The 12,117-nt window shown below is 52.6% G+C and carries 14 protein-coding genes, 2 tRNA genes and 3 rRNA genes (1 of these 19 only partly in view); 4 read left to right on the forward strand and 15 right to left on the reverse strand.

The genetic code is table 11. The annotated features are described in order from the left end of the window. Positions 1 to 2: 2 nt before the first annotated feature. On the reverse strand, positions 3 to 221 hold the full coding sequence (locus ACZ2GZ_RS13745; protein WP_021065382.1) for a twin-arginine translocase TatA/TatE family subunit: 219 nt from the start codon (positions 219 to 221) through the stop codon (positions 3 to 5). Continuing rightward, positions 221 to 877 (reverse strand): redox-sensing transcriptional repressor Rex, encoded by a 657-nt coding sequence (locus ACZ2GZ_RS13750; protein ID WP_029596207.1) that lies wholly within the window; start codon positions 875 to 877, stop codon positions 221 to 223. Before ACZ2GZ_RS13750 ends, ACZ2GZ_RS13745 begins: the two co-directional genes overlap by 1 nt. A 149-nt stretch (positions 878 to 1,026) precedes the next feature. Between ACZ2GZ_RS13750 and ACZ2GZ_RS13755 the strand changes: the two genes are divergently transcribed. Both ACZ2GZ_RS13755 and ACZ2GZ_RS13760 read left to right on the forward strand, forming a co-directional pair. Further along, complete coding sequence (locus ACZ2GZ_RS13755) at positions 1,027 to 2,928, forward strand: ABC-F family ATP-binding cassette domain-containing protein (RefSeq protein ID WP_058765570.1); 1,902 nt, start codon at positions 1,027 to 1,029, stop codon at positions 2,926 to 2,928. Then, complete coding sequence (locus ACZ2GZ_RS13760; protein WP_276693682.1) at positions 2,925 to 3,332, forward strand: hypothetical protein; 408 nt, start codon at positions 2,925 to 2,927, stop codon at positions 3,330 to 3,332. The genes ACZ2GZ_RS13755 and ACZ2GZ_RS13760 overlap by 4 nt, the downstream gene beginning before the upstream one ends. A gap of 47 nt (positions 3,333 to 3,379) precedes the next feature. Here ACZ2GZ_RS13760 and ACZ2GZ_RS13765 read toward each other — a convergent pair whose 3' ends face one another. The 7 genes from ACZ2GZ_RS13765 to ACZ2GZ_RS13795 form a co-directional block, all read right to left on the reverse strand. Next, positions 3,380 to 3,946, reverse strand: coding sequence for a hypothetical protein (locus ACZ2GZ_RS13765; protein WP_276693681.1), 567 nt, complete (start codon positions 3,944 to 3,946; stop codon positions 3,380 to 3,382). 14 nt (positions 3,947 to 3,960) lie between these two features. After that, entirely contained in the window at positions 3,961 to 4,983 is a 1,023-nt protein-coding gene (tsaD, locus tag ACZ2GZ_RS13770; protein ID WP_470295356.1) for a tRNA (adenosine(37)-N6)-threonylcarbamoyltransferase complex transferase subunit TsaD, read from the reverse strand. After that, on the reverse strand, positions 4,955 to 5,440 hold the full coding sequence (gene rimI, locus ACZ2GZ_RS13775; RefSeq protein WP_021065388.1) for a ribosomal protein S18-alanine N-acetyltransferase: 486 nt from the start codon (positions 5,438 to 5,440) through the stop codon (positions 4,955 to 4,957). The genes tsaD and rimI overlap by 29 nt, the downstream gene beginning before the upstream one ends. Continuing rightward, entirely contained in the window at positions 5,433 to 6,089 is a 657-nt protein-coding gene (gene tsaB, locus ACZ2GZ_RS13780) for a tRNA (adenosine(37)-N6)-threonylcarbamoyltransferase complex dimerization subunit type 1 TsaB (protein ID WP_470295357.1), read from the reverse strand. The genes rimI and tsaB overlap by 8 nt, the downstream gene beginning before the upstream one ends. Next, the gene (gene tsaE / locus ACZ2GZ_RS13785; protein ID WP_034781401.1) at positions 6,086 to 6,535 is read right to left on the reverse strand and encodes a tRNA (adenosine(37)-N6)-threonylcarbamoyltransferase complex ATPase subunit type 1 TsaE; all 450 of its coding nucleotides are present in this window, start codon (positions 6,533 to 6,535) and stop codon (positions 6,086 to 6,088) included. The genes tsaB and tsaE overlap by 4 nt, the downstream gene beginning before the upstream one ends. Before the next feature lie 105 nt (positions 6,536 to 6,640). Beyond that, a tRNA-Met gene (locus ACZ2GZ_RS13790) sits at positions 6,641 to 6,717 on the reverse strand. 25 nt (positions 6,718 to 6,742) lie between these two features. Then, positions 6,743 to 6,819 (reverse strand) — tRNA-Met (locus ACZ2GZ_RS13795). A gap of 139 nt (positions 6,820 to 6,958) precedes the next feature. Here ACZ2GZ_RS13795 and ACZ2GZ_RS13800 point away from each other — a divergent pair. Then, a complete protein-coding gene (locus ACZ2GZ_RS13800; RefSeq protein ID WP_131472764.1) occupies positions 6,959 to 7,741 on the forward strand; it encodes a sporulation protein in 783 nt (260 codons plus the stop codon). Here the strand turns inward: ACZ2GZ_RS13800 and ACZ2GZ_RS13805 are convergent. Continuing rightward, on the reverse strand, positions 7,736 to 8,368 hold the full coding sequence (locus ACZ2GZ_RS13805; RefSeq protein WP_029596216.1) for a uridine kinase family protein: 633 nt from the start codon (positions 8,366 to 8,368) through the stop codon (positions 7,736 to 7,738). The two genes, ACZ2GZ_RS13800 and ACZ2GZ_RS13805, sit on opposite strands and share 6 nt — an antisense overlap. 51 nt (positions 8,369 to 8,419) lie before the next feature. Between ACZ2GZ_RS13805 and ACZ2GZ_RS13810 the strand changes: the two genes are divergently transcribed. Then, positions 8,420 to 8,797 (forward strand): HIT family protein, encoded by a 378-nt coding sequence (locus ACZ2GZ_RS13810; protein ID WP_029596217.1) that lies wholly within the window; start codon positions 8,420 to 8,422, stop codon positions 8,795 to 8,797. A gap of 9 nt (positions 8,798 to 8,806) precedes the next feature. On the opposite strand, the gene ACZ2GZ_RS13815 is transcribed toward ACZ2GZ_RS13810, so the two are convergent. From ACZ2GZ_RS13815 to ACZ2GZ_RS13835, 5 genes are all read right to left on the reverse strand, one after another. Then, on the reverse strand, positions 8,807 to 9,745 hold the full coding sequence (locus ACZ2GZ_RS13815; protein ID WP_029596218.1) for a coiled-coil domain-containing protein: 939 nt from the start codon (positions 9,743 to 9,745) through the stop codon (positions 8,807 to 8,809). Next, a complete protein-coding gene (locus ACZ2GZ_RS13820) occupies positions 9,738 to 10,607 on the reverse strand; it encodes a GNAT family N-acetyltransferase (RefSeq protein ID WP_051627758.1) in 870 nt (289 codons plus the stop codon). Before ACZ2GZ_RS13820 ends, ACZ2GZ_RS13815 begins: the two co-directional genes overlap by 8 nt. A gap of 104 nt (positions 10,608 to 10,711) precedes the next feature. Further along, a 5S ribosomal RNA gene (gene rrf / locus ACZ2GZ_RS13825) occupies positions 10,712 to 10,827 on the reverse strand. A gap of 114 nt (positions 10,828 to 10,941) precedes the next feature. Continuing rightward, positions 10,942 to 11,057: ribosomal RNA gene (gene rrf, locus ACZ2GZ_RS13830) — 5S ribosomal RNA — on the reverse strand. Positions 11,058 to 11,115: 58 nt separating this feature from the next. After that, positions 11,116 to 12,117, reverse strand: a 23S ribosomal RNA gene (locus ACZ2GZ_RS13835); it runs 1,912 nt beyond the window's last position.

The raw sequence follows: 12,117 nt of genomic DNA on the forward strand, positions 1-12,117 counted from the left end.
GATTACTGCTCTTTCTTCTCAAGTTCTTTCTTATCTTTCTCGTCATGTTCGTTCATCATGCCGTTCGTGGCATTTTTGAACTCACGGAGCGTTTGACCAGCGGCGCGTCCGAATTCAGGCAATTTCTTCGGCCCGAAGATGATGAGCGCGACGATGGCGATAATGAAGATACTTGCGCCTCCTGGAATACCGACGACGAGCAACGATGATAGTAATTCCATTATTGATGGACCCCCTCAGCAGATGGATAGTGTTGCATAAAGTAAATGAGCGACTGGAGTTCGATCGACAAGTCGATGTGATGGACGCGGACCGTGTCCGGCACCGTAAGACGGGCCGGCGTGAAGTTCAAGATGCCTTTGATGCCGAAGCGGACCAAGTCGTCCGCGACAGGCTGCGCATAGGCAGACGGCACCGTTAAGATGGCGACGTCAATCTTGTTCTGTTTCATGATCTGTTCCATCTCATCGACGTGATGAATCGGGACACCGGACATCGTCGTGCCGACTTTTGTCTCGTCTGCGTCGAACCCGACGACGATATGTGTGTTATTGTTTTTAAGGAAGTTATAGTTGACGAAAGCTGTCCCAAGATGACCAACCCCGACTAAGGCGACGTTCGTAATCTCGTCCTGATTCAGTGTCTTACGGAAAAAGTCTAACAGATACTGTACGTTATAGCCATATCCCTTTTTACCGAGCGCACCGAAGTACGAAAAATCGCGACGGATCGTGGCCGAATCGACCTTGACCGCCTCGCTCAGTTCAGCAGAAGAGACACGCTGTTTTCCTGATGAATGTAGGCTTTGGATAAACCGATAGTATAGTGGCAACCGTTTGGCTGTCGCTTGCGGAATCTTTGGTTCGTTTTGACTCAACGGAAAGAGCCTCCTTTTTACGACGCGTTTCAAACGAATCTAATTTCATACACCTTGATTGTAAACGAATTCACATGACCACTCAATGAATATACCTGAAATGGGGAAGAAATAAAGTATACTAAATAGAGAGAAAGGGGTTTTTTCACTTGATCCTACTGCAAGTCAATAACTTATCGAAATCATTCGGCGTCGAGCCGATTTTAGAGAACGTCAAACTCGAGATTCAAGAAGGCGAACGTGTCGCCCTCGTCGGCCGCAACGGCGCCGGCAAATCGACGCTGCTCAAAGTCATCGCCGGGGAATACAACTACGATTCAGGTGACATCATGAAGCCGAAAGACGTCACCATCGGCTATCTCGCCCAAGATTCAGGGTTAGAGTCGAACGAGACGATTTGGAACGAGATGCTCACCGTCTTCACCGATTTGATCGAACAGGAGAAGACGCTCCGCCGCATGGAACAAGACATGGGTTCTGAGCGCATCTTGAACGACCCGGCCGCCTATGAGCGTCTGCTGTCGTCTTACGATGAAGAACAACACACGTTCAAAGACCGCGGTGGCTATCAATATGAGGCGACGATCCGCTCCGTCCTTCACGGGATGCGTTTCTATCCGGACGACTTCGAACGCCGCATCGATACGCTCTCCGGCGGACAACGGACACGTCTCGCCCTCGCGAAGATGCTGCTCCAAAGTCCCGACCTGCTCATCTTGGATGAGCCGACGAACCACTTGGACATCGAGACGCTCGGCTGGCTCGAGAAGTATTTGAGCGGCTATAAAGGCGCCGTCCTCATCGTCTCCCACGACCGCTACTTCCTCGACCGCGTCGTCTCGGTCGTCTATGAGCTGTCGCGCCACCGAAGCCGTCGCTTCGTCGGCAACTATACGAAGTATCTCGAACAGAAGGCCGCCATCTACGAGCAAGAGAAGAAGCAGTTCGAGTCGCAGCAAGAAGAGATCGCCAAAATGCAGGACTTCATCCAGCGCAACATCGCCCGGGCAACGACGACGAAGCGGGCCCAGAGTGTCCGCAAGCGTCTCGAGAAAGTCGACCGAATGGAAGCGCCGGACGGTGATGAGCGTAGTGCCGTCCTCTCGTTCTCGATTAAACGCCAAAGTGGGAACGACGTATTGAGCGGCAGCGACCTCGCCATCGGCTATGAGGAACCAATCGCCCAGCAGCTCCGCTTCCAACTGCAGCGCGGCGAATCGGTCGCCCTCGTCGGTCCGAACGGGGTCGGTAAATCGACGCTCTTGAAAGTGTTGACGAAACAACAGCCGGCGCTCACCGGTGACATCCGCTACGGTACCGGCGTCGAGATCGGCTATTACGATCAGGAGCAACAGAACTTGTCGGACGCCAACCGCGTCATCGACGAGATTTGGAACGACTGGCCGCTCATGCGCGAACAAGAAGTCCGCAGCCTGCTCGGTCAGTTCCTGTTCAGCGGTGACGACGTGATGAAGCGCGTCCATGAACTGTCGGGTGGAGAGCGGGCCCGCTTGACGCTCGCGAAACTGAAGCTCGAGCAGCCGAACTTGCTCATCTTGGATGAGCCGACGAACCACTTGGACCTCGACTCGAAGATGATCCTCGAGAACGCCCTCGTCGACTACCCGGGCACGATCTTGTTCGTCTCGCACGACCGTTACTTCATCGACCGGCTCGCGACGCGTGTCTTAGAGATCACGCCGAACGGCATCGACGAATACCTCGGTGATTACTCGTATTACGTCGAGAAGAAAGAAGAACTCGAAGAACTGGCCCGACTCGCTCGTGAAGAGACGAAACAAGTCATCGTCAAGAAACAGCGCGCCGACAAGGAACAGCAACGCGAGGAACGCCGGATGAAACAACGGATCGAGGAGATCGAGCTCACCATCGAGCAACACGAGGCCCGTCTCGAAGAGATTGAGCAACTGTTGTGTGAACCGGACGTCTTCAACGACTTCGCTCGGGCACAGGAACTGTCGACCGAGTCCGATGCGACGAAAGAATCGATCACGGCACTGTATGCAGAATGGGAGGAGCTCCATTCATGATGCGATTCCGTGCGATGCGAATCGAATGGATGCACGCCTTCCTGACCGGTCTCGCCTACATCGTGCCGACGGGGACGGAATTCGTATCCGAACTGATTCGTGGGGAACCGACGGTCGTTCCGTCGTTCCTGTTTTATTTCTTGCCGGTCGTCATCGGCTTCATCATCCAGACATGGAGCGGGATTGTGATCAGTTTGTTGAGCGGCCTGCTTATGAGCACCCTGTTTATCCGCCTCGTCGTCTGGCCAGTCGATGTGACCGTGCACAGTTTTTACGCCCCGGGCTCGGTGTGGGGACACTTCTATCAGTCGACGCTCCTCATGTGGGTGCTCGCACTGATTGTCTACGTCGTGAGCCGGGTGAACATGTGGTACAAACAGAACAAACATCATCCGGACGTATAAAAAAGGGAAGCCGTCTCCAACGTGGAGACCGGCTTCCCTTTTAACAGTTAGAAATAACGTAGCGGCTGGAATCCGCGTGTATGGAAGTCGAGCTTGAGGCCGTCTTCCGTGATAAAGAACACGTACTCGTTCGTATCGACATCACGGACGAACACTTTATAGAACGTGAGTGTCTCCTCACGGTTCGTCACATACTTCGCCTCATGTGTCGAGATCACTTGCGCGAACAGTTGCTCTTCGTCAAACTCGTTGACGATATCCTCGAACTTCGCCGCTTCTTCTTCGGTCGCTTCTCGTCCCGGCGCAATCTCGTAATACGCGTCGCTCGCTTTCGGCTGAACGCCGAGGTTGCGGTCGACGACGATGACGCTCTCGATATTTTGGTCGTCTAGGCTCTTATAGCCGTATAACGTCTCGACGAGCGTATTCTCACCCGTGACCCGGCCGATGCCTTCGATTGATTCCGCTCCCGTGAGCGACCGGACACGTGTCGCTTCCGGTACGATTTCTTCTTGATAAGCGATATTATAAGCGCGGATAATCTCTCGTACTTGCAAAAACGTCGCGACGACGAGCAGTACGACCAGACCTCCAATGATGATGCGTTTCGTCATGTCTCTATTTCCCCCTAGACTGTCATGCTCTCTTCTAAGGATAACCCAGGAACCGCATTCATCGCCAGTGTATCGCGCTTTCCTCGCACATACGCGTGATGTGCCGCCACCCCAATCATACCGGCGTTGTCTCCGCATAGATCAAGTGGTGGGATAACGAGGCGGATGCCTTCGCGGTCCGTCGCTTCTTTGAGCGCAGCGCGGAGTCCACGGTTGGCTGCGACGCCACCTGCGACGAGCAATTGCTTCGCTCCTTTTTCTTTCACGGCACGAATCGCTTTCTCGACGAGTACTTCGACGACACTCGCTTGGAAACTGGCCGCCAAGTTTTCAGGGATGACCGTCTCCCCGCGCTGTTCAGCGTTGTGGACGGCGTTGATGACCGACGACTTGAGCCCGCTGAAGCTGAAATCGAAACTTCCCGCTTCAAGCCGAACCCGTGGGAACTTGTACGTGTCTTCCCCATCGGCTGCGAGACGGTCGATGGCAGGTCCACCTGGGTAAGGAAGACTGAGCGTCCGTGCGACTTTGTCATATGCTTCTCCGGCCGCATCGTCACGTGTCTCCCCAATGACTTCGAACACACCGTGCTTGGGCATATAGACGAGCTCCGTGTGGCCGCCCGAGACGACGAGACAGACGAGCGGGAACTCCATCTCCTCGACGAGTTCGTTCGCATAGATGTGTCCGGCGATGTGATGCACGCCGATGAGCGGTTTGCTATGGGCGAAAGCGAGCGCTTTGGCCGCACTGATTCCGACGAGGAGTGCACCGACAAGACCCGGCCCTTGCGTGACCGCGACGGCGTCGACGTCTTGCATCGTCACACCCGCTTCACTGAGGGCGTCATCGATGACGTAGGTGATCCGTTCGACGTGGTGGCGCGAGGCGACCTCGGGCACAACCCCGCCAAACCGTTTATGACTTTCAATCTGCGACGAGACGACGTTCGATAAAAGCGTCTTACCGTCACGCACGAGCGCGACCGACGTCTCATCACAGCTCGACTCAATCGCGAGGATGAGCGATGTGTCCATCTGTTTCACTTCCTAACTTCGCCCAGTAAATATAGGCGTCTTCATTATTGTCTTGATAATATCGTTTCCGGCGTCCGGCATTTTCGAAACCGAACTGTTCGTACAGCTTTTGGGCGCCGATGTTCGAGACGCGCACTTCGAGCGTGAGAGCCGCGAGTGACTTCGAGCGGGCGAATTCAACGAGTTGCGTCAACAGAAGATTTCCGATGCCTTGCCCCCGATATTCCGGTAAGACGGCAATGTTCGTGATGTGCCCCTCGTCTACAATTTGCCAAACCCCGACGAAGCCGACCACGCGTCGTTCATGCACAGCGACGAAATAGATCGCTTGGTCATTGCGGAGCATCTCGTTCATGAACGCTTCTTTCGTCCACGGAATAGCGAACGAGGCCTCCTCGACTTTGGTCACTTCTTCGACGTCGAGCCATGTCATGCGCCGGATTTTAATATCAGCCATTGTTTTGTCCCTCGAGCCATTTCGCTTCCGCCTCAGCGAGACGAAGATACTCGGGCTCAAACGCATGGACATCATTCGTGGCCTCACCTAAGGCGACGAGATCGCTCGCACGGCCGTAACTATGCGCGGCCGGTGCTTCGGTATAGTCGTAAGACGCGAGTGCGTCACGGAACGGCTCCACGTCGCCGACGACGACGAACGGTCCGCTGATATTGGCTTCAAGCCAAGCGGCGACCGATGCGTGACGGTCGAGTGTGACGGCCTCGTTCTGTTGATAATGCCCGATATAGGCATTCCCTCGGCGGGCATCGATAAGCGAGACGATTGGGAGCTCCGTGTTCGGGGCCGCCGCCATAAGACGGAGCGCCGAGACCCCGACGAGCGGAATTTGAAGCGTGTAGGCGAGCGTCTTCGCTGTCGTGACACCGATGCGAATCCCCGTATAAGATCCAGGACCTGTCGTCACGACGATGCGTTCGAGTTCGGTCGGTGTCCATTTGACCGCATTCATCAATTGTTCGATCATCGGCATGAGCGTGACGGCATGATTTTTCGAGACCATGACCGTCGCCTCGGCTTGAATCTGTCCGTGCTCACTCAAGGCGACAGACAGACGTGTCGTCGACGTGTCAATCATGAGTTGTTTCATGCGAGCACCTCCTTCACGAGTGCATCGTACGTGTCGCCGACGGGCGCGAACGTCAGTTGACGTTCCTCGTCCCCGACTCGCTCGATTGTGATGGCGAGCCGTTCCGTCGGAAGTGACGACTCGATCAAGTTCGACCATTCGACGATGGCGACACCATCACCGTTGATGTATTCCTCGAGGCCGATATCGTCCCCCGTGTCTTCGAGACGATAGACGTCCATATGATAGAGCGGCAAGCGCCCTTGGTATTGTTTCATGATGGTGAACGTCGGGCTGTTGACGTTACGCGTGACGCCGAGGCCTTTACCAAAGCCTTGGGTGAACGTCGTCTTGCCGGCACCGAGGTCGCCGTCCAACGTTATGACCGTTCCGGCTTTGACGAGCGTGGCGAGTTTTTCTGCCACCGCCTGCGTTTCGGCCGCAGAATGGGTAATCAATGTATACATGATGTTTCTCCTTTAGTGGTTCTAGCGATACGTACTCATTGTACACTCAATTTTGCGCAAAAAAAAACACGAAACGTCATCGTTTCGCTATCTCATTTAAAAAATTGGTTGCGGGGGCTGGATTTGAACCAACGACCTTCGGGTTATGAGCCCGACGAGCTACCAGACTGCTCCACCCCGCGACGACATATGAAATTAAATAAAAATTGGTTGCGGGGGCCGGATTTGAACCGACGACCTTCGGGTTATGAGCCCGACGAGCTACCAGACTGCTCCACCCCGCGATGGTTTGAATTGTTTCGACATCCTCTATAATAAGTGAAGTAGTTATAAAATGCAACCTTTTTCTAAATGTTTTTTGAGAATTGGAATCGGGAACATGATAAGGAGTGTAACTTACTAGAGAAAAGGGGCGCGACCGTCATGTCGAAATGGGGTAATCGCTTTAAAAAATGGTTCTTTTCCGAACTGGATGCATCCGTCTATTTTCACACCGTCCCGTTCATTCCGAACGAGACCGTCCATGGAACGCTGCGGGTGTTGAACACCACTTCGCATGTCGTGCGCCTGCAAGAGTTGACGCTCAATTTTATGACGACGTTCAAAGATATCACGCTCGAAGGCAATGAATTCAATCGGGAGGCCGACTTGCAAGAAGTTCCAATCGCCCTATCGGCCGTGCTCGAACCAGGTGCTGAAGAACACATCCCGTTCACGTTCGATTTGACGATGTATGCCCCCTCCACCGCCGGAGCTCCATATAGCGTCGAAGCGACCGTTTGGGACACCGATGGAAAACGGGTCTGGTTCGATGTCATCGAGAAAGTCGAAGTCGAACCGCTCCCTGCCTTGAAACGATTATTGGAGGCGACTGAACACGCCGGGCTCGAGCTCATGTTCGTCCGTAACGTTATCGACCCGATCGGAGAAGAACGACCGTATCCGTTCGTCGAGAAGTATGGATTCAAACCGGTCGGTGACTGGGCCGACGAGTTCGAAGTCGTCAAATCGTTCTGGCGGGTCGACGAGGACGGGGTCGACGTCTATTACTGGCTCGACAATATCGAGAAGCAACGTACACTCGAGTCAATCGCCAATGACGTCACGATGCGCCATCGCTCGCTCACGTGGGACCAACTCGAACGCGAGCAAGACCGGCTCGGCCTCGGCATTCAAGAGACGTTACGTAGCCACCGTTCTTCATGAGCGGTGGTTTTCAATTGTCCAAACATCGTTACTCGTCGAGACGATCGTTTGGAACTTTTCGCGCTGCGGATGCATGAACAGCTCGTATTGGAGTCGACGCTCTTCGTGCGAAGCCTGTAAATATGTGAGATCCATTCCCCGTTGCTGGATATCTCGAACGGAACGTCGCGCAAACTCAGTATCACTGTCGGTATATAGATAAGCCGAAACATCCCACGAATCTGCAGCGAGGAACGCGACGCTCATGCCTTCGATGATGGTGATCCGTTTTGTCGGGTCAATCCACGTTCGTTCAAGGTATGGAACGTCAATCGTGAAAAAACCGATCCCTTCACGCACCATACGAACATCACGCTCTAGTGAAGGTAGATGGTGCGCGGACGGATGACAAGCTGTCATCTTATAATGATGCTCCTGCCCGTCGACCGTGTAATCGAGCATAGCGCTCTTCCGTAACATCGAGTCCGTGATATATGGATCGGTATTGATGTAGTTTACGTCTCCGAGGCGCTCGCGTAGGGCGTCTGCAAATATCGTCTTCCCGGCACCCCCGTGTCCCGAGATGGCGATAATCGTGCGCTCCTCTCGTTCGGCCTGGGCAACCATCATATCAATCAATTCATTCATAATGCTCCCCCTTTTGGTACACTTCATATAGAAAGGAAGTGTACCAATCCGATGTCAACTTGTCCATTTTGTCATCCTCAACTTGACCCGTCTCAGACGATCGTCGCCGAGAATGAGACATGCTACTTCTTGATGCACGACCGTGAGCAGGACTTGCTCGTCGGCTCTGGCGTTATCGTCCCAAAACAACATCGGGCGACGACGTTCGATCTCACGCCTTCGGAATGGCGCGATACATACGAGTTACTCCACGAAGCAAAGTCCTTCCTCGAGAAGACGTATGGTCCTGATGGGTATACGCTTGGCTGGAACGTCGGAACGGCGTCAAACCAGACCGTCCCTCACGCCCACCTGCACGTTATCCCTCGATACGCCGACGGACCGCACGCGGGTAAAGGTTTACGCCATTGGTTGAAACGACCAGAATAACCAAACAGCTCATCGTGTGAGGATGAGCTGTTTTCGTTTCGTTTCTATTTCTTCGAGTTGTTGTTCTAGACGTTCTACTTCTCTCGTCATTTTCTCAATCAGTTGAGCGATTTCACGATCGAGTCCTTTTACCTTGTCTAGCGAATCATTGATTCGTCCATGCATCGTCCACTCGGAAAAGATGTCATCGAGGAAGTAGTCAGCGAATTGAATGAGCGAACCGCGTTCAATGTGTAAGCCGCTGACAACTCCTTTCACATCAGCCAATTCCCGCGAGAAGCGCTCAAGCGCAGCTTGAAGTTCATGCATCTTCCGTTCCGAAGCATCGATGGCGTCATGTTTCATTGCAGTCGCAATCAATCCACCTCCAAAGAACGTATCATACGTCGACCAACCTTTCGCACTGTCGAGATGTTTAAGTGTTCTCGAGATGGCCGTCCGTGCTGAATTTCCAGCGACGATGGCTTCTTTATATTCAACAAGCACCTCATTCATTTTTACCTGTTGATCCGTGAGTCGATATAATTCTTCCCTAACAGTAAAATCTTGCTTCAAATGAGTTTCCTTCTCTTTTAGGAAGGTCTCCCATTTCGCGTCGATTCCACGATACGTCTCAAATGTTTCATATAAGTCACGACGCTCAAGCGCTAACTCATCCACCATCGCCTCATGTTCCCGTAACTTCAATTCGGCCCGGGCCGCCTCTTCTAATTCAATCGTTTTTTGTTCGTTGAATGTTCCCCTTAGCTTACGCCATGCGTTGACGAGCGAGAATGAATCTAAGTCATAGACATCGCGCTGTTCCTTCGTAAACGAATTGAGAAGTTGCTTTCGCACAGCTTCATGTTCGGCAATTTGCTTGTCGAGTGTTTTTAATTTACGGGCGAGTCGGTCCCGTTCTGCCATCTGTTGTTGTAAGTCGTGTTGGGTTTGGTAGAGATCACTCATAACGTTTTATTCCTCCAGTTTCTTTTCGATAATATTCTAACAGGTCTTTGACGTGTACCCCGTCAATCGTTAAGCCGTCAATCGATGAGTCCTTGATTTGGACACCATCGAGCCGACAGTTTTCAAAAAATGTATTCGTCAGGTTTGTATGGAAGAACGTCGTCGGCCTCCCTGATTCGTACATGGTGACGAAACGATACTGAGAACCAGATAGATTCAAATCATCAAACTCCGTCTCTCTGAAGTTGATATTCCGAAATTGGCTCTTCGTGAAATTACAGTTGTGCGCCTGAAGCTCTGAGACGTTACTATTCGTGATGGAGACACGACTCGCATCCATCCCATACGCTTGAGCACCTGTAATGGAACGCTCTTCATAGCGCAATATCATGTGATCTGTCCGTTGCTTCACTCGTTTGACGAAACAAACTCCCTGATCTGATTCGAAGACGGATTGGTAACCAGCTGCTCGATAAAATGCCACGTTGTTAGGTTGGGCTGTGGATGTCTCCAACTCCCAAATTCGAACAGTCGGATGAAGCTCCTCGATTGATTGTAGTGCCCGTTTCCCAATCCCTTTACCTTGTCTATATGGATGGATAAAGATGCGGTCTATCCGGCCATAATCTTGCCCTGTCAACGTCACGACGGCTCCCCCGACGACTTGTCCTTCAAGCTCGATGACGTAGCATGTCAATTGTTCAATCAAGTACAGGCTCATCGCCTCGTCATCATAACCGGGTGGTTCAATATTTAAGTCTCGATATGGTAGTCGGAGACGGTCTGCCTCTTGTTTAAAACTTGCCCGTGAAACCTCAGTGAATATCGTCTGGTCCGAGGTTGTAGCTTCACGAATGTGCATGATGATTCCCCCTCTTCACGTGTTTATACGCAAAGAAAGAATTAAAGGTTTCGAGAACGACAAAAAAGGACGATCGAGCATTTGCTCAATCGTCCTTTGCGTTGGCCTAGCAACGTCCTATCCTCACAGGGGGAGACCCCCAACTACTTTCGGCGCTGAAGTACTTAACTTCCGTGTTCGGCATGGGAACGGGTGTGACCACTTCGCTATCGCCACTAGACAATTATTATATTAACATACCGATTAGGATAAAGCAATACTATTAGGTAATTTTGTTTAAAATAATCACATAAAGAAAGACGACCGAGCGGATGCTCGATCGTCTTTCGCGTTGGCCTGGCAACGTCCTATCCTCACAGGGGGAGACCCCCAACTACTTTCGGCGCTGAAGCGCTTAACTTCCGTGTTCGGCATGGGAACGGGTGTGACCACTTCGCCATCGCCACCAGACATAGAGAGATCGTTCTCTCAAAACTGAAGACTCATCAATTCACACAAACCATTAGACTAGATCAAAGCCTCGACCGATTAGTATCATTCAGCTCCACACGTCGCCGTGCTTCCACCCATGACCTATCTACCTCATCGTCTCTGAGGGGTCTTTCTTGATTGCTCAAAGGGAAATCTCATCTCGGAGGGGGCTTCATGCTTAGATGCTTTCAGCACTTATCCCGTCCGCACGTAGCTACCCAGCGATGCTCCTGGCGGAACAACTGGTACACCAGCGGTGCGTCCATCCCGGTCCTCTCGTACTAAGGACAGCTCTCCTCAAATTTCCTGCGCCCACGACGGATAGGGACCGAACTGTCTCACGACGTTCTGAACCCAGCTCGCGTACCGCTTTAATGGGCGAACAGCCCAACCCTTGGGACCTACTCCAGCCCCAGGATGCGATGAGCCGACATCGAGGTGCCAAACCTCCCCGTCGATGTGGACTCTTGGGGGAGATCAGCCTGTTATCCCCAGGGTAGCTTTTATCCGTTGAGCGATGGCCCTTCCATGCGGAACCACCGGATCACTAAGCCCGACTTTCGTCCCTGCTCGACTTGTAGGTCTCGCAGTCAAGCTCCCTTCTGCCTTTGCACTCTTCGAATGATTTCCAACCATTCTGAGGGAACCTTTGGGCGCCTCCGTTACTGTTTAGGAGGCGACCGCCCCAGTCAAACTACCCACCTGACACGGTCCTCCAGCCGGATCACGGCTGCGAGTTAGAGACTCTATACGCAAAGGGTGGTATCCCAAGGGTGTCTCCACCGAAGCTGGCGCTCCGGCTTCACAAACTCCCACCTATCCTGTACATCGCGTACAAAGCCTCAATATCAGGCTGTAGTAAAGCTCCATGGGGTCTTTCCGTCCTGTCGCGGGTAACCTGCATCTTCACAGGTACTATGATTTCACCGGGTCTCTCGTTGAGACAGTGCCCAAATCGTTACGCCTTTCGTGCGGGTCGGAACTTACCCGACAAGGAATTTCGCTACCTTAGGACCGTTATAGTTACGGCCGCCGTTTA

This window comes from Exiguobacterium sp. KKT215, assembly GCF_055635335.1.

Coding starts and splice junctions, on each gene's coding strand:
- tsaB (WP_470295357.1), bottom strand. CDS start 6,089: ATGAAACAACTCATGATTGACACGTCGACGACACGTCTGTCTGTCGCC.
- ACZ2GZ_RS13760 (WP_276693682.1), top strand. CDS start 2,925: ATGATGCGATTCCGTGCGATGCGAATCGAATGGATGCACGCCTTCCTG.
- ACZ2GZ_RS13765 (WP_276693681.1), bottom strand. CDS start 3,946: ATGACGAAACGCATCATCATTGGAGGTCTGGTCGTACTGCTCGTCGTC.
- ACZ2GZ_RS13820 (WP_051627758.1), bottom strand. CDS start 10,607: ATGCACATTCGTGAAGCTACAACCTCGGACCAGACGATATTCACTGAG.
- tsaD (WP_470295356.1), bottom strand. CDS start 4,983: ATGGACACATCGCTCATCCTCGCGATTGAGTCGAGCTGTGATGAGACG.
- tsaE (WP_034781401.1), bottom strand. CDS start 6,535: ATGTATACATTGATTACCCATTCTGCGGCCGAAACGCAGGCGGTGGCA.
- rimI (WP_021065388.1), bottom strand. CDS start 5,440: ATGGCTGATATTAAAATCCGGCGCATGACATGGCTCGACGTCGAAGAA.
- ACZ2GZ_RS13815 (WP_029596218.1), bottom strand. CDS start 9,745: ATGAGTGATCTCTACCAAACCCAACACGACTTACAACAACAGATGGCA.
- ACZ2GZ_RS13745 (WP_021065382.1), bottom strand. CDS start 221: ATGGAATTACTATCATCGTTGCTCGTCGTCGGTATTCCAGGAGGCGCA.
- ACZ2GZ_RS13810 (WP_029596217.1), top strand. CDS start 8,420: ATGTCAACTTGTCCATTTTGTCATCCTCAACTTGACCCGTCTCAGACG.
- ACZ2GZ_RS13800 (WP_131472764.1), top strand. CDS start 6,959: ATGTCGAAATGGGGTAATCGCTTTAAAAAATGGTTCTTTTCCGAACTG.
- ACZ2GZ_RS13805 (WP_029596216.1), bottom strand. CDS start 8,368: ATGAATGAATTGATTGATATGATGGTTGCCCAGGCCGAACGAGAGGAG.